This window comes from Brevundimonas sp. Soil_N_31, from assembly GCF_057655995.1.
This window is the reverse complement of sequence record NZ_JBDGLE010000010.1, coordinates 22971-43323: the sequence shown is the minus strand read 5'-3', so window position 1 is coordinate 43323 and position 20353 is coordinate 22971. Positions and strand designations below refer to the sequence as shown.

The 20353-nt window shown below is 66.0% G+C and carries 23 protein-coding genes; 16 read left to right on the top strand and 7 right to left on the bottom strand.

Features of this window, described 5'->3' with window-relative positions; translation table 11 throughout:
* Positions 1-199 precede the first annotated feature (199 nt).
* From AC3A3G_RS15005 to AC3A3G_RS14990, 4 genes are read left to right on the top strand one after another with little or no spacing between them, the layout of a single operon-like run.
* Positions 200-580 (top strand): c-type cytochrome, encoded by a 381-nt coding sequence (locus AC3A3G_RS15005; protein ID WP_487488589.1) that lies wholly within the window; start codon positions 200-202, stop codon positions 578-580.
* On the top strand, positions 570-1520 hold the full coding sequence (locus tag AC3A3G_RS15000; RefSeq protein WP_487488588.1) for a cytochrome c oxidase subunit II: 951 nt from the start codon (positions 570-572) through the stop codon (positions 1518-1520). Before AC3A3G_RS15005 ends, AC3A3G_RS15000 begins: the two co-directional genes overlap by 11 nt.
* The gene (locus AC3A3G_RS14995; protein WP_487488587.1) at positions 1517-4063 is read left to right on the top strand and encodes a cbb3-type cytochrome c oxidase subunit I; all 2547 of its coding nucleotides are present in this window, start codon (positions 1517-1519) and stop codon (positions 4061-4063) included. Before AC3A3G_RS15000 ends, AC3A3G_RS14995 begins: the two co-directional genes overlap by 4 nt.
* A complete protein-coding gene (locus tag AC3A3G_RS14990) occupies positions 4060-4356 on the top strand; it encodes a hypothetical protein (protein WP_487488586.1) in 297 nt (98 codons plus the stop codon). Before AC3A3G_RS14995 ends, AC3A3G_RS14990 begins: the two co-directional genes overlap by 4 nt.
* Positions 4357-4807: 451 nt before the next feature.
* On the opposite strand, the gene AC3A3G_RS14985 is transcribed toward AC3A3G_RS14990, so the two are convergent.
* From AC3A3G_RS14985 to AC3A3G_RS14975, 3 genes are all read right to left on the bottom strand, one after another.
* Entirely contained in the window at positions 4808-5308 is a 501-nt protein-coding gene (locus tag AC3A3G_RS14985; protein ID WP_487488585.1) for a YciE/YciF ferroxidase family protein, read from the bottom strand.
* A gap of 252 nt (positions 5309-5560) precedes the next feature.
* Complete coding sequence (locus AC3A3G_RS14980; RefSeq protein WP_487488584.1) at positions 5561-5752, bottom strand: hypothetical protein; 192 nt, start codon at positions 5750-5752, stop codon at positions 5561-5563.
* Between the two features lie 96 nt (positions 5753-5848).
* Positions 5849-6055 carry a hypothetical protein gene (locus AC3A3G_RS14975; protein ID WP_211306011.1) on the bottom strand — a complete coding sequence of 69 codons (207 nt, stop codon included), beginning with the start codon at positions 6053-6055 and terminating at the stop codon, positions 5849-5851.
* Positions 6056-6246: 191 nt separating this feature from the next.
* On the opposite strand from AC3A3G_RS14975, the gene AC3A3G_RS14970 reads away from it, so the two are divergent.
* The 10 genes from AC3A3G_RS14970 to AC3A3G_RS14925 all read left to right on the top strand — a co-directional run bounded on the left by AC3A3G_RS14970 (position 6247) and on the right by AC3A3G_RS14925 (position 13679).
* Positions 6247-6495, top strand: coding sequence for a hypothetical protein (locus tag AC3A3G_RS14970; RefSeq protein WP_487488583.1), 249 nt, complete (start codon positions 6247-6249; stop codon positions 6493-6495).
* A gap of 46 nt (positions 6496-6541) precedes the next feature.
* Positions 6542-7267 (top strand): DUF72 domain-containing protein, encoded by a 726-nt coding sequence (locus AC3A3G_RS14965; protein ID WP_487488582.1) that lies wholly within the window; start codon positions 6542-6544, stop codon positions 7265-7267.
* Between the two features lie 407 nt (positions 7268-7674).
* Positions 7675-8265 (top strand): DUF4142 domain-containing protein, encoded by a 591-nt coding sequence (locus AC3A3G_RS14960; RefSeq protein WP_487488581.1) that lies wholly within the window; start codon positions 7675-7677, stop codon positions 8263-8265.
* 1 nt (position 8266) lies between these two features.
* The gene (locus AC3A3G_RS14955; RefSeq protein ID WP_487488580.1) at positions 8267-8725 is read left to right on the top strand and encodes a hypothetical protein; all 459 of its coding nucleotides are present in this window, start codon (positions 8267-8269) and stop codon (positions 8723-8725) included.
* Between the two features lie 41 nt (positions 8726-8766).
* A complete protein-coding gene (locus AC3A3G_RS14950; RefSeq protein ID WP_487488579.1) occupies positions 8767-9315 on the top strand; it encodes an SRPBCC family protein in 549 nt (182 codons plus the stop codon).
* A gap of 19 nt (positions 9316-9334) precedes the next feature.
* A complete protein-coding gene (locus AC3A3G_RS14945; protein ID WP_114817681.1) occupies positions 9335-10507 on the top strand; it encodes a zinc-dependent alcohol dehydrogenase in 1173 nt (390 codons plus the stop codon).
* Positions 10508-11516: 1009 nt separating this feature from the next.
* Complete coding sequence (locus AC3A3G_RS14940) at positions 11517-11726, top strand: hypothetical protein (protein ID WP_162790630.1); 210 nt, start codon at positions 11517-11519, stop codon at positions 11724-11726.
* Between the two features lie 299 nt (positions 11727-12025).
* Positions 12026-12613, top strand: coding sequence for a DNA polymerase IV (gene dinB, locus AC3A3G_RS14935; RefSeq protein ID WP_487488578.1), 588 nt, complete (start codon positions 12026-12028; stop codon positions 12611-12613).
* Entirely contained in the window at positions 12610-13104 is a 495-nt protein-coding gene (locus AC3A3G_RS14930) for a DinB/UmuC family translesion DNA polymerase (RefSeq protein ID WP_487488577.1), read from the top strand. Before dinB ends, AC3A3G_RS14930 begins: the two co-directional genes overlap by 4 nt.
* Complete coding sequence (locus tag AC3A3G_RS14925) at positions 13101-13679, top strand: alpha-ketoglutarate-dependent dioxygenase AlkB (protein WP_487488576.1); 579 nt, start codon at positions 13101-13103, stop codon at positions 13677-13679. The genes AC3A3G_RS14930 and AC3A3G_RS14925 overlap by 4 nt, the downstream gene beginning before the upstream one ends.
* 281 nt (positions 13680-13960) lie before the next feature.
* On the opposite strand, the gene AC3A3G_RS14920 is transcribed toward AC3A3G_RS14925, so the two are convergent.
* The gene (locus tag AC3A3G_RS14920; protein WP_487488575.1) at positions 13961-14248 is read right to left on the bottom strand and encodes a SemiSWEET family sugar transporter; all 288 of its coding nucleotides are present in this window, start codon (positions 14246-14248) and stop codon (positions 13961-13963) included.
* Positions 14249-14362: 114 nt separating this feature from the next.
* Positions 14363-15376, bottom strand: a complete 1014-nt coding sequence (locus AC3A3G_RS14915) for an NAD(P)/FAD-dependent oxidoreductase (protein ID WP_487488574.1) — start codon at positions 15374-15376, stop codon at positions 14363-14365.
* Between the two features lie 145 nt (positions 15377-15521).
* On the opposite strand from AC3A3G_RS14915, the gene AC3A3G_RS14910 reads away from it, so the two are divergent.
* On the top strand, positions 15522-16415 hold the full coding sequence (locus AC3A3G_RS14910; protein WP_487488573.1) for an SDR family oxidoreductase: 894 nt from the start codon (positions 15522-15524) through the stop codon (positions 16413-16415).
* Positions 16416-16562: 147 nt separating this feature from the next.
* Complete coding sequence (locus AC3A3G_RS14905) at positions 16563-17381, top strand: TIGR02587 family membrane protein (protein ID WP_487488572.1); 819 nt, start codon at positions 16563-16565, stop codon at positions 17379-17381.
* 568 nt (positions 17382-17949) lie between these two features.
* Here AC3A3G_RS14905 and AC3A3G_RS14900 read toward each other — a convergent pair.
* Together AC3A3G_RS14900 and AC3A3G_RS14895 are read right to left on the bottom strand one after the other, a co-directional pair.
* Positions 17950-18837, bottom strand: a complete 888-nt coding sequence (locus AC3A3G_RS14900; RefSeq protein WP_487488571.1) for a hypothetical protein — start codon at positions 18835-18837, stop codon at positions 17950-17952.
* Positions 18838-19280: 443 nt separating this feature from the next.
* Positions 19281-20306 carry a sensor histidine kinase gene (locus tag AC3A3G_RS14895; protein WP_487488570.1) on the bottom strand — a complete coding sequence of 342 codons (1026 nt, stop codon included), beginning with the start codon at positions 20304-20306 and terminating at the stop codon, positions 19281-19283.
* Positions 20307-20353: the final 47 nt, after the last annotated feature.

Sequence of the window (20353 nt, the reverse complement as noted above, 5' to 3'; positions counted from 1 at the left end):
GGTCTCGCCGGGCGCGGCGTCGCACGCGACAAGTCCGGAGCCGGTCAGGATGAGGCCGAGAAGCGTGAGGGGAGGGAGAGCGCGCACCCTGTCCCAACACCGACTTATGGTCTCGGTTCCGGGGCGGGAACCCCTCAGGCTGCGAAGGATTGGGTTCTGGTGAAGCTGAAGAGGGGCGGGATGCGATCATGTTCGGACGATGCGGACCATAGAGACCTTGCTGCTGGCGACGGGGCTGTGCGCCGCCGTGACGGCCTGCGCCGACAAGGCGAATGCGCCGCGCCCCCTGGCCCAGGCCGATGCAGCAGAGGGGCTCAGACTGATCGAACGTCATGGCTGCGCCGCCTGCCATGCCATACCGGGCGTTCGGTGGCCGCAAGGCCGTACGGGCGGGGACCTGACAGGTGTGGCGTCGCGACCGATGATCGCGGGGCGACTGCCCAACCAACCCGCAGTGATGGCGGCCTTGGTTCGGGACGCGCCAGCCCTGCTGCCCGATACGGGAATGCCGCCCATGCCTCTGACCGACGCCGAAGCCCGCGATGTGGCGGCCTATCTCTATACGCTCGATGACGATTGAGACGCCCGCCGTTCTCAGCGGCTGGCCGCCGCCTGTGCTGGATCCGGCCGGCCCCTTCGCCGGGCCGGTGGCCACGGTCGCCTGGGTCCTGTTCATCATGGGCGCCGTGGTGCTGACCCTGGTGCTGATCGCGCTCGGCGTCGCCCTGTTCGGACCCCCTAGATGGAAGCGGCGGGTCGCGGGCGAGAAGCTGGTCTGGATCGGCGGCCTGGCCTTTCCCGTCGTCGTGCTGACCGGCCTTCTGATCTACGGGCTGAGCGTGACAGCCCGCGTGGCTGACGCCCCGCGCGCCGGTGAAATGCGGGTGCGCGTCACGGGCGAGATGTGGTGGTGGCGAGTGGCCTATCTCGATGATCAGGGCCGCGAACTCGTCCAGGACGCCAACGAAGTCCATATTCCCGCCGGTCGTCCGGTGGTTCTGGAACTGGAAAGCGCGGATGTGATCCACAGCGTCTGGATTCCGCGTCTGGGCGGCAAGACCGACATGATCCCCGGCCGGCGCAACTTCATGCGTCTGCAGGCCGACGCGCCGGGCGTCTATGCGGGCCAGTGCGCGGAATACTGCGGCGGTCCCCACGCCCTGATGGGACTGGTGGTGGTGGCCCATTCGCCGGCTGATTTTGCGGCATGGCGTCTCAAACAGGCCGCTCCGGCGGCGGTGTCGGGCTTGCCTGGCGCAGCGGTGTTCACCGCCTCGGGCTGCGGCGCGTGCCATACGATCCGGGGGACGGAGGCCAATGGTCTGGCTGGGCCGGACCTGACCCATGTGGGATCGCGGCAGACCCTGGGGGCGGGCATCCTGCCCAATAATCAGGGCACGATGGCGGGCTGGATCGCCGACAGCCAGGGCATCAAGCCCGGCAACCGCATGCCCTCCTATTCCGTCCTGAGCGGACAGGAGCTGCGTGATGTCGCGGCCTATCTGGAAAGCCTGAAATGACGTCGGAAACCGGCTTCGACGTCGACAAGTACGACCGCTTCCCGACCACGGAACCCCGGCCCGAGGGGGAGCTGGAGCAGCTGGAACAGGCCTGGTGCGGGCCGCGCTCGCCGTGGGAATGGATCACGGCCACCAATAACAACATCATCGGCGTCTATTATGTCGGCGCGGCCATGCTGTTCTTCGTGCTGGCCGGGGTCCTGGCCCTGTTGATGCGAACGCAGCTGGCCCTGCCGATGACAGGCTTCCTGGCCCAGGACACCTACAACCAGATCTTCACCATGCACGGTACGGTGATGATGTTCCTGTTCGCCGTGCCGGCGGTCGAGGCCCTGGGCGTCCTGCTGTTGCCGCAGATGCTGGGGGCGCGCGACCTACCGTTTCCACGCCTGGGGGCCTACGCCTTCTGGGCCTATCTGATCGGGGGTCTGGCCTTCTTCTGTTCGCTGTTCTTCGGCCTGGCGCCGGACGGGGGCTGGTTCATGTACCCGCCGCTGACCAGCACCACCTATTCGCCGGGCATCAACGCGGACTTCTGGCTGCTGGGGATCGGCTTCATCGAGATTTCGGCCATCGCGGGGGCCATCGAGATCATCGTCGGGGTGTTGAAGACGCGGGCGCCGGGCATGACCCTGGACAAGCTGCCGGTCTTCGCCTGGGCCATGCTGATCTTCGCCTGCATGATCATCATCGCCTTCCCGTCCATCATCCTGGCGACCCTGTTGCTGGAGCTGGAAAGGGCGCTCGGCTGGCCCTTCTTCGACCCGCTCAAGGGCGGCGACCCCATGCTGTGGCAGCACCTCTTCTGGTTCTTCGGCCACCCGGAGGTCTACATCATCTTCCTGCCGGCGGCGGGGGCCATGTCGACCATCATTCCGGCCATGGCGCGCACGCCTCTGGTCGGACACCCGCTGGTGGTCATGGCCATGCTGGCGACGGGCTTCATCAGCTTCGGCGTCTGGGCCCACCACATGTTCACCACGGGCATGCCGCAGATCAGCATCAACTATTTCAGCGCGGCCTCCATGGCGGTCAGCGTGCCGGCGGGGGTTCAGGTCTTCGCCTGGATCGCGACCATAGCGGCGGGCAGGATGCGGTTCTCCACGCCGGGTTTGTTCGCCGTCGGCGGCATGGTCATCTTCGTCATGGGCGGGCTGACAGGCGTCATGGTCGCCATGGTGCCCTTCGACTGGCAGGCCCACGACAGCTACTTCATCGTCGCCCACCTGCATTACGTCCTGATCGGCGGCATGGTCTTCCCGCTGTTCGCCGCCATCTACTATTGGCTGCCCATGTCCAGCGCGCGGCCCCTGAGCGAACCTTGGGGGAAGTGGATCTTCTGGCTGATGTTCGCCGGGCACAACCTGGCCTTCATGCCCATGCACCTGACCGGGCTGATGGGGATGCCGAGGCGGGTCTATACCTACCTGCCGGGGCGAGGCTGGGATCTGCCCAATTTCATCTCGACCATCGGCGCCTTCATGTTCGGTCTGGCCGTCCTGCTGTGGGTCATCGACATGATCCGCAACTTCCGGCCGTTCGGCCCCCGCGAGGCCGGCAACATCCACGACGGTCCAGGGCTGGAGTGGCTGCCCAGCGGCTTCTATTCGGTCCGGTCGATCCCTGTGGTGAAGAGCCTCTATCCCTTGTGGGATCAGAAGGGGCTGGCGGAAGACGTCGCAGCGGGCCGCTATTTCCTGCCGGGCGCGGCCCGGGGCGAGCGGCAGACCCTGGTGACCAGCCCATTGAACGCGGAGCCGCAGTATGTGCTGCGCATCCCTCGTCCTTCAGGCTGGCATCTTTTCGGCGCGGTCTTCACGGCGGGCTTCTTCCTGATCCTGACCATCCAGGCCTATGCTGCCGCCGTCATCAGCGGCGTGCTGGCCATCTATTGCATCATGCGCTGGTGCTGGTTCCTGGACGCGCCGCATGCGCGCAAGACGACGGAGATCGGTGCAGGCATCCGCGTGCCCAACTATGTATCTGGTCCGTCCAGCCACGGCTGGTGGGCCATGGTGATCGTCCTGATCGTCGGGGGGATGGTCTGCCTGCTGGCGGGTTTCTCCTATGTCTTCCTGTGGAGCCGACGGCCGGACCTGTGGCAGGCCCCGCCGCCTATCAGTTCGCTCCTGGTTTCCGTCGGCTTGCTGGCCGTGGCCGGCGTTTGCGCGCTCGCCGCGCCGCGGGCCGTGAGAATGGCGCGCGACGGCGCGGTCTCGGCCGCAACAGGATTGCTGGTGCTGGCCTCCGCCGGGGTGATCGCGGCTTCAATCGTGGAGGGGCGGGCGTGGTGGACGACGGGCTTGCAACCGGACGTCTCCAGCCAGGGCGCTTCGGTCTACGCCCTTCTGAGCTGGGCTGGGACCTTCGCCGCCATCGGCGGCCTGATGGGGCTTTATATCGTACTGAGGCGTTTGTTCAGTCGCCTGGCGGCGGAGCGTCCCTCGACGGTGGACCTGATCAGCCTCTTCCTCGCCTTCACCGCAGCGCAGTCGATCGGCGTCATCCTCCTGGTCCGCCTGTTCCCGGGCAGCGGCCTATGACGCGCTGGCTGAGGATGACCGGCGGTCTGCTGATCTGGGCGGCTCACTTTATCGGCCTCTATCTGATGTCCAGCGCGGCTGACGTCTGGTCGTCGAGCGAGGCTGCCGGCGCACGTTGGATGGGCCTGGTCTTCAGCCTGGGCTGTCTGCTCGCGCTCATCGCCATGGCGGTCTGGCTCGGCCAAGAGCGAAGTAAGGGAGGTCCGGAAGCATGGGAACGGCGCGTGGGTCTGACAGGCGTTCTGGTCGCCGGCGTCAGCATCCTGTGGCAGACGGTCCCGCTGGCGTTCTGAATCCGGGCAGGCGGACGTCGGCCCGACCTATCTAGGGCTCAGAAGAGCCCCGGTTTAGAAGTGTCTATCTGGGGGCGTCGATGATCAGGCCCGCCGGTCGACCCAGGCTGCGGTACCTGCCTAGCGACATGCGTCCGGGATCCTGGGGGACCGCGTGACCCTCCAGAACCGCCAGTCTCTCTTTCAAATCCGTCTCGGGCATAGTCGCATGTGGCTGCAAGGCGGCAATCCAGGTAGCGCAGTCCGGCGAGCATGAAGTGAAAGCCTTATAAACAGGCTCCGGGTCAAACCCGCCCGCCATCGTCCGGCGCCCCCAGTCGGTCACTTCCGCACCAGAACCCAGGATCAGGCTCCTCCGACCCGCGCCCGCTGACGGCCAGCGCGAAGACCCGCGTTGCAGGTGCGGGCGCTCGCCGTCAGGGGGCGGCGGCCGAGTTCGACCGCCGTGAGATTACCGGGCCAGACCCATCGCCTCTGCGTTGATCGCAGCATCCGCTATCGTGGTCAGATCCTCATCGGTCTGTGATTCCTCCTGCAACGTCTCGTCAAGCAGGGCGGCGGCGTCATTCAGTCCGAGCACCAGGGCCCAGCGTTTAAGCGTGCCATAGCGGGTGATCTCGTAGTGTTCGACCGCCTGGGCGGCGGCGAGGAGGCCGGCGTCCAGCGCAGCGGTGTCTTTGTACTCCTCAGCGATTTCGTCCCCCTCGGCCAGAATCCCGTCGATGGCGTCACAGGTCTTGCCGCGGGGCGCCTTGCCGATGATCTCGAACACCTGCTGAAGGCGCTCGATCTGACCTTCAGTCTGGTCCTTGTGTTTCTCGAATGCGGCCTGGAGCTCGGGCGACTGGGCGGCGCGAGCCATCTTGGGCAGGGACTTCAGGATTTTCCGCTCGGCGTAGTAGATGTCGCGGAGCGTGTCGTGGAACAGATTGTCGAGCGTTTTCTCAGCCATGAGTGAATCCTTGATTGTGCGCCCAGTGCGCCGGACCGCAACGGCTTCCCGCTGGATCGGCTCCAGGCGCCGCTGTTCTGTCCTGTATGCGACCTGGGGCCAGGGCGACGCCTTTGAGGTGGGGACACCCTTGGCGCGGGCCGTTTCTCAAGATTTTTCAGCTTCGCGCTGCCTAATAGGGTCGGGGCCGACCCTCGGCGACGCGGCCGGTCAACTTAACGCAGAGACCTGCATGGGGTGGTCGGCGCTGGGTTACGCCGCCTCGACCAGAGCGTTATCGCTCGCCTCGGCGCTGGGTTCGCCTGTCGATAGAACCGGAGCCGATGAGCGTGCAGCGAAGGCTTGCGGCTTTGCCGCCGCGATGGGCCCGGACGTGAAGACGTAGAAGCCGCGATTAGCCAGCGCGGCGAAGAAGTCGTCATCATAAACCCCATCCGCAGACATCGAATTCCCCTGTCTCCTTGCTGTTCAGTCGGCAGGCGGTAACTCGATTGGGCGCAGCACGTTCCATAAGCCCGATAGGCGACCCAAGGGGTCGCGTCAGTTGACAGTCAAAACGCCTCCGGCGCGCTCAAGCGGCGCCTCCGCGCCCGTCATTCTCGGATCGGGCCGCTTCTCCTGATTTCTCAAAAACCCTGTCAGAGCTGTGCCGAGGTAGACGAGCAGCAGCAGCAGCAAAAGGAGCCCGGTGAAGCGGAGCAGCCGCCGAGGGTTGCGCAGGACAGGGGGCTTGTCGGCGGGTTTCATGCGAGGGCGGTCCTTCGAGCAGAGGCGGCGGCATGGGTTACAAGCCTCGAAAGGCGGCGCCTGTTCCCGATAACTCCGATCCCGCCCCTGCCGTCAGACGCTCGGAACGGCTTGGCGAGCGGCGCGCTAACCCAGACAGTCAGGGCGCTGGATTCGACGCTGGATCACGCCCGGAACCGATGAGGACCGATATGAAATTCTATGAGATCATCGTCGCCGACGCCCATGGCGCCGAACGGAGATTGAGGGTGCCGTCCCCGACGGACGCCCAGGCCGTAGACGCGGCCGCGCCCCTGTTGAAAAGCGGCGAATCCATACTCTCGATCCGCCAGACGCCCGACGATGGTCTCCAGCAGACGGACGGTCCCCCGCCCAAGACCCAGGCTGAGGAACTCGCGCCGGCCACCCCGGGCACGGCGGCGCGACGCGACGCGTCGTGATCCAGGCGGTCTGTCGCCCGGCGCTGAGCCTCTCGGGTCGGAGGGAATGAAGATCCGGATCGGCACAGCAGGCTGGGCCATTCCGGCGGAGGTGAGAGACCGGTTTCCTGTCACGGGCAGCGGGCTGGAGCGCTACGCCGCGCGCCTCGGCGCGGTCGAGATCAACACGACCTTCTACCGCCGCCATCGCCCCTCCACGTTCGCGCGCTGGGCCGCCGCGACGCCTCGGGACTTTCGCTTTTCGGTCAAGGCGCCGCGCGAGATCACCCACCTTCGGAAGCTGGAGAACTGCGACGACCTGCTCGCGGAACTGGCCAGCGATCTGGAGAGCCTGGGCGACCGACTGGGCCCGATCCTCGTGCAGACGCCGCCGAGCCTTCTCTTCAACGACGCCAGGATAGCGGTCTTTCTGGACGCCTTTCGGGCTCGCTTCGAAACGCCGGTCGTCATCGAGCCCCGTCACCCGTCCTGGTTCACGGAAGCGGCGGATAGACTCCTCGCTGACCACGGGGCGGCGCGCGTCGCGGCGGACCCGGAGCCCGCGCCAGGCGCGGGCCTGCCTGGCGGCGATGGATGCGTCTATGTCCGTCTTCACGGTAGTCCGGCCATGTATCGGTCAGCCTATGGACGGGACCGGCTCGAGACCATTCGCGACAGGGTGCGGGCTTGGGGAACGCGTGATCGCGATCTCTGGGTTATCTTCGATAATACCGCCCTGGGAGAGGCGGTCGGTGACGCGCTTGCGCTCGCGCAGATGACGGACGGCGCCTAGTCGTCAGCCTGGAGAGCCTCCACACGAAGGTGGAGGAGGCGCTTCTGCTTTCGTCGGAGGTTAAGGCGGCGGCGCGTAAGATGATGGACGGGACCAAGGCTTCCTCGCACAGCGTCGTCCTGGCTCAGCGCCTTGAGAGAGGCGTAGCCGGGCGGCTGCTCGAACGGGACGGCGGAGCGAGCGCGCGGGCCGTCTGGCGCTTTCCGCGAGCCCAGATTCCCGGGGTCGCCTGGCGCGGTCCCAACGCCGCTCCGAGACGCGGACCCTGTGTCGGCTTTCGGACAGTGGGCCTGCCCGCCCGTCGCGCCGGGCTCCGAGGGCCTTGGCGCCGCGCCCGCGCCCGGTCTGAGGAAACCCGATGGCGTCGGAGGCGCTTTGTCCTCCATATCAATCAGGAGATGACCAACATGCGCCACGCCTCGATCCTTGTCGCCGCCGCTGCGGCCGCCGCCCTTCTGTCCGCCTGCAGCCCACGGGACGGGAATGAAGCCGTCAACAAGGCCCAGGACGCGGTGTCCGCGCCGGTAGGCCAGACCTCGGCCGCTACGATGGGGGCAAACCTGGTCAGCGCCTATGTGCCGGCCGCAGCCATGGGGGACATGTATGAAATCCAGGCCGCCGATATAGCGCTGGATCGAGCCAGCCGGGCCGACGTCAAGGCCTTGGCCCAGATGATCAAGACGGATCACACCGCCGCCAGCGCGGCGTTCAAGGCGGCCGCCTCAACCGCGGCCCCGAACGTGACCCCGCCTGCGGAACTCGATCAGCGGCGCAAGGGGCTGATCGACAACCTGAGGTCCGCCGGCGCTGCCGATTTCGACAAGGTCTACATCGATCAGCAGGTCGCGGCTCATCAGGAGGCGGTGACCCTGCACCGCGGCTTCTCGGACAACGCGGAGGCGCCCGCCCTGGCGACGCGCGCGCGCACCGTCCTGCCCAAGATCGAAGCCCATCTGCAGAAGGCCGAGGAAGTCCAGAAGTCGATTTCCGGCGAATAGCATGGCCCCCAGGCTGAAGGTCTTTGAATGGTCGGACGGCTTCCATCGCTTTACGGTGGCGGCCGCCTCCCGGCCCAAGGCCCTGGCCGCCTGGGGCATCCACCAGGACATCTTCGCTTCGGGCCTCGCCAGGGAAGCCCCTGAAGCGGAGGACGCCGAAGCGGCTCGGGCGCGACCCGGAGAGGTCGTCGAGCGGGGGCTGGCGGTCGATGTCGGGAAGGCCGGTCCCCGAGCGGCGCGCGTGACGGCGCGCAAAGGGCCGACCGCCGCCGAGAAACGTCGCGTCGAGCGCCTTGCAGACGAACTGGAGGCGTTCGAGCGGGCTTACGCCGACAGCGCGGAGGCTGTTCGGGTCGAGATGAGAAGCCTCGAAGCCCGGGCCGCCGAAGAGAAGACGCGGTTTGACCAGACGCGGACCAAGCTTGTTCGCGACCTCGCCAAGGCGCGCGAAAAACTATGAGCCGCGGGGCGGCCGCGCCGCCCCGGAACCGGAGAGAACCCATGCAGACGCAGCCGAGAACCACTGACGCGAATATGGCGTCGACAGGATTTCTGAACGACGACGTCCACGACGGGGATCATGCCTCGTCGTCCATCCAGGCGGTCATGATCAACCGGCCCCGATCCGAGCTCTACGCCTTCTGGCGTGAGTTCCGGAATCTTCCCCTTTTCATGGCCAATGTCCGGTCCGTCAGCAGCGACGGACGCGACTGGGTCATTGCCGGGCCCGGCGGGATGGATGTCGAACTGGAAACCGAGATCGTGGAAGACCGACCGGGCGAAAAGATCGCCTGGCGCTCGACGGAGGCGGCGGACATCGATCACGAAGGCTGGGTCGAGTTCCGCGACAACGCCTTCGGGCGAGGGACCGAGGTCCGCGTCATGATCAGCTATGACCCGCCGGCCGGCGCCGTGGGGAAGCTCGTGGCCAAGGTGATGCAGCGCGAACCGCGCGTCCAGGCCCGACGCGAGCTCCGCCGTTTCAAGCAACTGATGGAGACAGGCGAGGTCTCGACCTCCCGGGCTCCCGACGCCGCGCCGCGCGGCTGATTATTCAAGGACGAAATTCATGCGCGCACTGACATGGCACGGAAAACATGATGTTCGGGTGGACACGGTGCCCGACCCCGAGATCATCAATCCCCGGGACGCCATCATCAAGATCACGGCCACGGCCATTTGCGGTTCGGATCTGCACCTCTACGACAGCGTCATCCCGGGCATGCACCGCGGCGATATTCTCGGCCATGAGTTCATGGGCGAGGTCGTCGAGGTGGGGCGGGGCAATACGAGTCTCAGGATCGGGCAGAAGGTGGTGGTGCCCTTTGTCATCGCCTGCGGCCAGTGCTTCTTCTGCGGCAAGGAGCAGTATTCGGCCTGCGACAACTCCAACCCGGCCGACAAGTCCGATGCTTCCGAGGTGGCCTATGGCTACCCCGCCGCCGGGCTGTTCGGCTACTCGCACCTGACGGGCGGTTACGCAGGCGGGCAGGCGGAGTATGCGCGCATTCCCTATTCGGACTTCGGGCCCATCGTCGTGCCTGACGGTATCGAAGACGAGCGCGTGCTCTTCCTTTCGGACATCTTTCCGACGGGTTGGATGGCGGCTGAAAACGCCGGGATCGAGCCGGGCGACACGGTGGTGGTCTGGGGCTGCGGCCCGGTCGGGCTGTTCACGATCAAGAGCGCCATCCACATGGGGGCGGCGCGGGTGATCGCCATCGACCACCATCCGCGCCGCCTCGCCCTGGCGAAGCAGAACGGCGCCGAGGTCCTCAACTATCATGAGGTCAAGATTCTTGAGGCCCTCAAGGAAATGACGGCGGGCATCGGCCCCGACGCCTGTATCGACGCGGTGGGCATGGAGGCGCACGGTTTCGCTCCGGACAACATCATCGACGCGGTCAAGCAGGAGACGAAACTGGGGACGGACCGCCAGCATGTCCTGCGCGAGGCCATCATGGCCTGCCGCAAAGGCGGCCGCATCTCCATGCCGGGGGTTTACGGCGGGATCGGCGACAAGCTGCCGATCGGCGCCTTCATGCAGAAGGGGCTCACCCTGAAAACCGGTCAGACCCATGTGCAGAAATACCTGCCCAAACTACTGGCGCTTGTGATGGACGGCCAGATCGACACCACGGACCTGATTAGTCATCGCTTGCCGCTCGAGGAGGCCGCAGCGGCCTACAAGAATTTCCACGACAACCCCAATGAGTGGACCAAGGTGGTCCTCAAGCCCTGAAGGCGAGAGTGTTCAGGCGGCGCCTTCTGAACAGTGCCCGCCATTAAGACGGCGGATCGCCGCAGCCGCGTCGCCTGCCTCTGCCTGGCGGAGGGAACGCCTTTGGCGGATGAACCATTGAGGAAGCGGGGCAGTGATGCGCTCCATCCTTCGGCGGGCAGGCGTCGCCTCCAAAACGCGCGACGCCTGCCAGTCCCGACCTCAGGGGCCGGCCCCCGAGTTTCCATAGAGACGACGTGGCCAAGGGGCAGGCCCGCACGCTCCAGGGGCCGGGTCAGGCGGTTCATGAGCTTGGGTTTGGTCGCCTGACGCCATGCCGCGGCCCAGAAGCGAGCCTCAATTTCTTGAACTTGGAGAGGAAGCCATGTCTGACCGCTTTGAAGACGCCCCGTCCGAACACACGGGCGGCCCAGCTGCGATCAGGGCCCGCAACGCCCGTCAGGGACGCCGAGGGAGCCGCATACTGACGGTCCTCCTCTCAGGCCTGGGGCTTACAGCGATCGGCTTTGCGATCGTCTGGGCCTTTTGGGCCGGCCCCTTTGCTCAGGCTCCGGTCGACAATGGCGCTCAGGTCGAGGACGCTGCGGCCTTCCGGGACAGCGCGACGCAAGCCCCAAATGAGATGACAAGTTCAGGCGTCGAGTGAGACCGTGCTTTCAACCAGGACGCACTGTGACCGTCGTGGCTCATGGGTGACATCCGGGACAGGCGGCGGGCGTTTGTCCCTGCCCCTGATCCGCAGGTTCCCGGTCAGGGCCGCCCCGATTTTTGAAAAACCGCGCAGCTCGGCGGGGCCGTTATTGGGGTTGTCGAATGCGCGGATGACTGCGCGAACAAAGGGTTGGAGGCGCAGGCCGAGCGCTTTCCCGGCTCGGTCAGCCCGGTTCTCCGCGCAAGGGAAAACGCGACAAGGCCGAGGCCTGTGACAGAGCGCGGGGCCGGAGTCTGCCGGCGGGCTCTGTGGGAAATGCGTGAGATCGCGGCGGCCGCCTCATTGACGGACAGCCCCATGACCGATCAGGAGGCTCTCCACACGCTTTCGGCCATTGCAGCCTGGGTCGAGGCGGAGGCTCCCAGAGACGGCGCAGCCTGTCGGGCGGTCATCCATCTTGTGATCGAGTTGACCGGGGCGGTCGACATCGAAGCCCTGGATGACGGGGAGGCGCAGACTCTTTTTCACCAGGTTGAAGAAGAGCTCGGAGCCTCTAGCCGAGCCTGACGCGGGGCGTGTCCGCATCGCGGTCAGCTGTCATGGCGTTCAGGCCAGCCTGTTCCGGCGCGCTGGGGCATTGAGCGTAACGCGGCGGCGGCGAGGCTGAAGACGAAACCGGTCTCCCGGCTCGCCCATCGCTCCGCCAGGGATTCGGCGGCGAACCTCACGTCTTCGATCGGCCGCGGCGTGCTGGAAGGAGTGAAGGCGTTCGGCGGCGCGCTGTCTTGGAGGGTCGCCGGTTGCCGAGGTCCCTCTATGCGCTAAGCGCTGTTCCTGATTTGTTCCTTTTCTGCTACGCGTGGGTCATGGGAATCGCGACGCCTCGCAAGATCATCCATGTCGATATGGACGCCTTCTTCGCCTCGGTGGAGCAGAGGGACGATCCTGCGCTGCGCGGCCGGCCGGTGGCCGTGGGCCACGCCGCTTCGCGCGGCGTGGTGGCCGCCGCCAGCTATGAGGCGCGCAGGTTCGGAGTGCGGTCGGCCATGCCGTCAAGCACTGCGCTGAGGCGCTGCCCGGAGTTGATCTTCACGCCGCCCCGGTTCGAGGTCTATCGCGCCGTCTCGGCCCAAATCCACGCCGTCTTCGCCGACTACACGGATCTGATAGAGCCGCTGTCGCTTGACGAGGCCTATCTCGATGTCACCGCCAACCTCAGGGGTCTGCCGACAGCCACCGCCACCGCTGATGAGGTCCGCGCCCGCATCCTGGAAGAGACGGGGCTGACGGCCTCGGCCGGGATTTCCTACAACAAATTCCTGGCCAAGCTGGCGTCGGATCAGCGCAAACCGAACGGCCAGTTCGTGGTGCCGCCGGGCCGAGGAGAGGCCTTTGTCAGGGACCTGCCGGTCAAGCGCTTCCATGGCGTCGGCCCGGTGACGGCGGAGAGATGACCCGGTTGGGCATCGAAACGGGGGCGGACCTGCGTCGCCAGTCGCTCGCCTTTCTCCAACATCATTTCGGCAAGTCGGGCTCCTGGTACTACGCCATCGCGCGCGGCGAGGATCATCGGCCGGTCAATCCGGACCGTGAGCGCAAGTCCAGCGGCTCGGAGACCACCTTCGCGCGGGACCTCGTTGAGCCAGCGGCGATCGAGGCCGGCGTCGAGGAGATGGCCGACGAGGTCTGGGCCTGGTGCGAGAAGGCCGGTTCGCTAGGGCGGACCGTGACGGTGAAGGTCAAATGGGCCGACTTTCAGCAATCGACGCGCAGCCGGTCCTTCGCCGAGCCGGTCGCCTCGAAGGCCCGCCTCAGGGAAATCAGCCGCCTGCTGATCAGGTCGCTCTATCCGCCGGCCAAGGGGATTCGCCTGGTCGGGGTCACCATCTCCAACCTCGAGAAGGCGACGGCCCAGCCCGCTGTGGGCGAACTGGCGCTGTCATGACAGCGGTCCAGGCCGACCTGTTCGGCCATGCGCCTGCGCCGACGACGAAACCGGACGGGTTCGACTACCGGCCCGACGTATTGACCGCCGATGAGCAGGCTGAGCTGGCGTCGGAGCTCCAGAGTTTGAGCTTCAAACCTTATGAGCACCTCGGCTACCTCGCCTTCCGGCGCATCGCCGCCTTCGGACGGCGCTACGACGTGGAACGGGGCAGGCTGGATGTCGCCGATCCGTGGCCGGATTTCCTGGAGGACTTGTTGGCCCGTCTTGCCGAGCGGGTAGGCCTGAAGCGCGACGACTTCGTTCAGGCCCTCGTCAATGAATACGCCCCGGGGGCCGGGATCGGCTGGCATCGGGATCGGCCTGTCTATGGCGAGATTCTAGGCGTCTCTCTGCTGGCGCCCTGTGTGATGCGCCTGCGCCAGAAGGATGGGACGGGGTGGCGCCGGTCAGCCGCGCCGCTGGAGCCCGGGTCGGTCTATCGGCTTTTCGGCGAGGCCCGGCGGGAATGGGAGCATTCGATCCTGCCGATGACGGCGCTGCGCTATTCGATCACCTTCAGGACGCTGGCCTGAACAATCAGGCCTGGCATCCTGGGATTTCGACCGCTTTCGGCAGGTGGAGACGCGTTGTCGGGGCTGATCTAGACCGCCAGGTTTCCCTCGGGGGCCGAGCTCAAGCGGGCCGGGCGAGGACGTTGGACGTGGGATCGCCGTGAGGCTCGCCTTGTCCTGCCGTCGGTAGTTTCGGACCACGACGAACGCTTCAGGTTCGCCTGGGCGGGGGCGTCCGGAAGCGCTCGAGGCGTCGACGCCGCCGGGGGCCGAGCAGTATGTCAGCTTGAACAAGGGGCGGCTCAGGAATGGGCGGCCTTCGGACCGTCGTCCCGGAAGCGCCACTTCATGAACAGAACGCCTGACGCCATCGCCAGGGCGCAGGCGTTCGCGATCGTGACGGGCCATGCCTCTGTCATGACGCCGTAGATCACCCAAAGGATGAAGCAGGTGACCGTCAGTGCGTAGGTCTTCAAACTGATAGCCGAGGCGTCCTTCTCCTTCCAGATCTTTACCCCTTGAGGCGCAAAACTGGTGATGGAGCAGACGGCCGCCGCCGAGCCCACGATATTGGCAACGAGTTCGCTCATGAAGCCGCAACGTGCCCGTTTAACCGCTGTTCCCCTGAGTTCAGAAGGTTGCCTATCACTCTGACGGCGCTGGTCGCATCGCTCTGTATTCGGACGGGGCTCGGCCTTCAGGATCTAAGCTTTAGCCTGCAGCGTATCGTGGTCCTGCTCGCGCAGCCAGTTGTGAGCCTTTGTCGCCGCTATGGCGCCGTGGCCCATGGCGACGCTGATCTGATCAAGCCCTTCCACCACGTCTCCGGCGGCGAAGACGCCGGGAACGCCGCTATCGGCGACGCCGGCGGCGGACACGCAACCGGCTCCGGTCAAACCGATGCCGAGCTGCTCCGCCAGAACTGACCGCGGCCGACACCCCAGGGCCGGATAGACGACGTCGAACTCCAGAGGCGCGCGCCCTTCAAGCCGGACGCCGATGCGGTCCGCAACCGGTTCCAGAGCGAGCAGGGCGCCCGTTTCCAAGCTGACGCCAGATGCCGCCAGCTCCTGCACCTGGGCGGGGGAAACCTCGGGATGGCTGAGGGGCATCAGGGTGACGTCGTCGGAGTATTGCCGCAGGAAGAGGGCTTCGGCCGCGCCGTTGCTGTCGCAGCCGATCACGCCGATCCGTCTGTCCGTGTGCTCATAGCCGTCGCACACCGGGCAATAGCGCAGCACGCTCGCTCGGATCGCCGCCTCATGAACTGCGTCCGGCAGATCGACCTGATTGAGCTCTATGCCTGTGGCGAGGATGACCGCGCGGCTCGCTCGCGTAGAGCCGTCCTTGAGGCGGAGGTGAAATCCGTCGGCGACAGCGTCGATCATGACCACTTCGGCCTCCTCGACGGCGGCGCCGTACTGGACGGCATGGCGCGTCATCCGGGCGATCAGCTCCGGTCCGCGAATTCCGTCCGGAAATCCCGGCGCATTGTGGGTTAGGGGAATCCTCAACGCGCGGCTCTTGCCGTCATGCAGCACCAGAATGTCCCGACGATATCGCCCCAGATACAGGGCTGCGGCCAGGCCAGCCGGGCCGGCGCCGATGACGACGACATCGCGTCGAGCATTCAGTTCTGCGGCCACGTCTTTGCTCTTCTCGAGTTGATACGCCAGCGAACAAAGCACGCAGGGCGAGGTTGCGTTCCCAGCGACCACAGCCTTGCCTTAAGGACTGGGTGAGGACCCCGTCCGGGTCGGTCACAAGGGAGCGCGAGGTCGGAACGGGCCGGGAGGCGACGGCATTAGATCGGCATGGTAGCGCGCCGCCTGACGTCGCGCGCCTCCTCACAAGGATGACCCGATGACAGATCGCCTCGCCATGCAGGATCCCCGCAGCCAGTACCCCCGACCGCCTTTTCCCCGCCAGCCGCAGCCCGAGCCGGGGCTAGCGGGCCGCATGAGCCCCAGGCCGGATCACGGCGAAGACAGCTATGTCGGCCATGGTCGACTAAAGGGGCGCAAGGCCCTGATCACGGGCGGAGATTCCGGCATAGGGCGGGCGATCGCCATCGCCTTCGCCCGCGAGGGCGCTGACGTGGCGATCGGCTATTTTTCGTCCGAGGCGGCGGACGCCAGGGAGGTGATCGCCCTGATCGAGAAAGCCGGGGTCAGGGCGCTGGCGTTGCCGGGCGACATCCGCGACGAGGCCTGGAACGCGACCATGGTCGAGCGCGTCGTCGAGGCCTTCGGCGGACTGGATATTCTCGTCGTCAACGCCGGACATCAACAATACCGAGAAGACGTCTCAAAGGTCTCGACCGAGGATTTCGACGCGACGATGAAAACCAACCTCTACGGGCTGCACTGGCTGTGTCAGGCTGCGGCGCCGCACCTGCCTCCGGGGGCGTCCATCATCACCACCGCCTCGATACAGGCCTATGAGCCGTCGGACATCCTGCTGGACTACGCCACGACCAAGGCTGGTATCGTCGCTTACACCAAGGCCCTGGCCAAACAGATGATCGACAAGGGCGTGCGTGTGAACGCCGTAGCGCCCGGGCCCTTCTGGACCGTGCTGCAGCCCAGCGGCGGCCAGCCGCAGGAGAAGGTCGAGCAGTTCGGCGCCCATAGCGCTTTCGGCCGTCCGGGACAGCCCGTGGAGATCGCCCCTGTTTATGTGCTGCTGGCCTCACAGGAAGCCAGTTTTGTCACGGGAGAGGTCTGGGGCGTGACCGGCGGGGCGGGGGTCGGGTGAGACATCCGAAAAGCCGGGTGGTCGACAGAGAGGAACAGCAAGGCTGGGTCGACGTTGGCTCCAGGCACGCTTGAGACTGCGCGGTTCAGCGACGGCTTACGGAAGGCGCATCGCGTCGAAGCACGACGCCGGAGATGAGGGGGAAGGATGGAAGCTGCGGTTCACGGGGCTAGATCGGAGCTGAACTATCTCGCGGATCTCGGCCGCGCCTTCGGCGGGGCCCTGTTGTTCAGTCTGCCCCTCCTGATGACGATGGAGATGTGGGCTCTGGGCGTGTCCGCGCCCCCCTTGCGACGCCTCGCCTTCGTGCTCGGGGCGCTGCCGGTGCTTTACGGTCTCGCGCATTACGCGGGCTTTTCGGCGCGCAGGGGTCTGATGAACAACACCCTGGACACCCTGGTCGCGCTCGCCGTCGGCTACGTGACCTCGGCCGCGCTCCTGGCTCTGTTCAATGTCCTTGATTACGCTTCCCTGACGTCGGCGACCGGACAGATATCCCTTCAGGCGGCGCCGGCGGCTCTGGGCGCCCTGGTGGCCCGCCGCCAGCTTTCCGGCGACGGCAAAGAGGGGGACGAGGACGAGGCCTCCTACCCGGGCGAGCTGTTTCTCATGCTGGCGGGTGCGCTCTATTTCGCCATGAATCTCGCGCCGACCGAGGAAATGCGGCTGATCGCCTATCTGACCACGCCGTTGGGCGCTCTGGGGCTGATGTTCGTCTCCATGGTCCTCCTGCATGTCATCGTCTTCGAAGCAGGCTTTGCAGGCCAGGAAGAGAAGGAAACGCCGCTTCGCGCCTTCCTGCACTTCACCCTGCCGGGCTACGCCCTCTGTCTGGCGGCGAGCTTCGCCATGCTGTGGGCCTTCGCCGCTGTCGATGGGCATGGGGCGGGGGCGGTCATGGCTAATGTGGTCGTGCTGGCTTTCCCGGCGGCTCTGGGGGCCGCGGCGGCCCGGCTTCTGGTGTGAGGATGATGACCAGGATGAAGAGCCGCAGAACATCTGACGGAGGGACGCCGTCCCGGTTGCAGGGCTTGTGCGCCCTTCTGGGTCTCGTCGTCACCCTGGCCGCTATCGTGGTGCTTGCACGCTCCGCATTCGCCCATCAGTCGCCGCCGGATCTCTCTGTCAGACCGGAAGCCCCTCGGCCCGTCGCATCGGGTTGGGCTGTGGAGGTCAGGGTTCTCAACAAGGGCGACATGACGGCGGCCGCTGTCGAGATAGAAGGCGAATCCGAAGGGGATCGGGCCCGGGCCAGCCTCGACTACGTGCCTGGGCGCGGTGAAAAACGGGTGACCCTGGTGTTTTCCTCCAGTGTGAAACCCCAGGCGCGCGTCCGGGTCATGGGATGGAGCGACCCCTGAGACATGGGAGAAGCCTGCGGCCTGCCTTGACGGCGCCTCTGCCGGCAGACGCCGAAGCCCTGAGCTTTTCAGGCGGCAAGCCGCATCTCTTGCCGGACTGGGCGTGGATGGACGTTGCGAGGCAGGTCAGCGATCGGTCGCCTCTTACCCCGCCGTGCCGAGCGCTCGACGCTTCAGCGCCGCACCTTGGCCCGGGTCTCGAGTTCGCCGACGCGCCGTTCCAGATAGGTCCGGTCATCCGCCGACGGGGCAAGGCGTTCATAAGCCGCAGCGAGTCGGTCAAGGTCGCCGTGCTCGATGCGCAGTTGCGTCTGGGCGGCGGTGGAAAGGCCCGAATAGGGCAGGCTCCGAAGGACGGCGTCCAGACGAACGCGCGGGGTCTGAACCGTTGTCCCGCTCCCGTATCCCACGTCGCCGACGCGGGTGTCGAGGGCGTCCAGCCGGGAATCGAGATCCTCGCGTTCGCGAGCCGTGATCTGGCCGTCGCGCAGATATCCCGCTTCGACCTGGATCAGGGCGGCGTAGTCGCCCTTGAGCCGCGACCCTTCCGTACGGCTCAGGCGACGCGCCGACACGGCTGTATCGACCCGGCGGTCAAAGTCCGGCTTGCCGGCGACGACCGAAGCGACCTCCGACGAGGGGTCGGCATAGCGGCCGTCCGAGAGCACGCGGGTCAGGGCTTCGTAGCGGCTGGCCAGGTCCGCGCGTTCTTCCGCTGTAAAGCGACGATCAGATCCGTAGCGGGTTTCGAGATCCACAAGCGCCGCATAGTCGCTCTTGAGTCGGGTTCCGGTCGTTTGATTGATCGCGCCGGAGCGGACATCAGAATCAATACGAGCGGTGAACTGGTTGCGTTGGGTCAGGAGCGGCGTACGTCCTGCCGCCCATTGGGCTTCGATCGACGTCGTAACGCCCAATCGGTCGCCGAAAAGCGCGCCAAGAATCGCTCCGATCCGATCCTGCTGCTGGGAAGGCGCGTCGCCGGTGTTCTGAGCTGCAGCTGGGGATGCGGCGAGAGCGACAGCAAGAGCGGCGGCTGGCAGGCAGCGGATTGAGGTCATGGTGTGCTCGTCAAGGTGAAGGTTCCGCGATGAACGGCTTCGCGGGCTGTCGGTTGCTCCCGGGCCTCCGACGTTCGGGTGGGAACCTCGCAGCGCCGGGCGACGCTCCACCCGTATGAACACCCTAGCCGCCTTTCTCATTGTCTTCGTCTTCGCGGTTCCGGTGGCTGTTGGACTGGTCCTCGCCGGCAATGTCTTCAAACGCTTCGGGCGAGGTTGGAGTGTGGGACGAGACGGAACATGAACTATGTTCTGATTGCGCTTTGCCTGCTGTTTACGGCCGTCGCCGTGGCGGCCATCAGGCATAGCCGCCGTCCCACGGCAATCCTCCGGCAGTTGAGATCGGCGAGACCGAAGCCGTAAACGGACGGTCGGATCGCCGGACCTGATACGGACAAGACGCCCTGTTTTGCGCGACCTTCAATCTCGGGCGGCCTATGGCTTCAAGGCTTGTCCTCGTCGAGGGCCCCTCGGTCCGCCAGCAGTCTCTCGGCCTTCACGCGCACAGTGGCGATCAGACCTTCCGGGCTCCACTGGTAATCAATAGACCCGCGCAGCTTGCGAGTGACGATCCGGTCAAGCAGGCGGCTGCCGAATCCAGAAGCATTCGCCGGCGGGCTGACGGCGGGGCCGCCACGCTCGGTCCAGACCATGACGACTTCGTCCTCGGCTAATGTGCACGTCAGGTCGAGCAGACCGCTGGCGCTCGAGAGCGCACCGTACTTGAGTGAGTTCGTCGCCAGTTCATGGATAACCAACGCCAGATCGGTGGCGGCGGCCTCGTCCACGCCCATCCGCGGGGCAGCCACCCGAATGCGCCCGCTGAACGCGCCAGGATCGTCGTAGGGATTCAGCAGGATGGACATAAGATCCGCGAGAAGGGCGGCGTTTTCAGTCTGGCCCGGTACAGGACGAACGAGGTCGTGCGCGCGGCCCAGGGCGGCGAGGCGACTGGTCAGTTCGCTCGCCATCTCTTCCTTGGTGCCCGGAGCCCTCGACGACATCGAAGTGAGGGCGCCGGCGATGGCGATCAGGTTCTTGACCCGATGACTCATCTCGCCCGCCAGAAGCTCGTGGGCTTCTTCGGCCTGCTTGCGACCTGTCACATCGAGGAAGACGCCGTACATGACGCTGCCCACGATGCCCTCGTCGTCGCCTCGCCCACGGGCGGAAATCCACCGCACCTCATCCTCGACGAGAATCCTGAAATCAATCTCATAAGGGCCAACGATCGCCCGCGTCGCATTGAACGCGGCCCGCACACGATCCCTGTCCGCGGGATGGATGTGTCTGGAGAGATCTTCAAAAGCAACCTCGACGTTTTCGGGAACATTCCACAGGGCATAGCCCATGGCATCCATGGTGAGACGGTCGGTATCGACGTTCCAGGACCATAGGGCCACGCCCGCGGCCCGTATGCCCAGCCGTAGATGCTGCGGGGCCCAGACGGGAGCGGTCGGCTGGTTCATGGCTTGGCGTCCGGTATCCCTTTCGGGACGGTCAAGTTTACTGGACC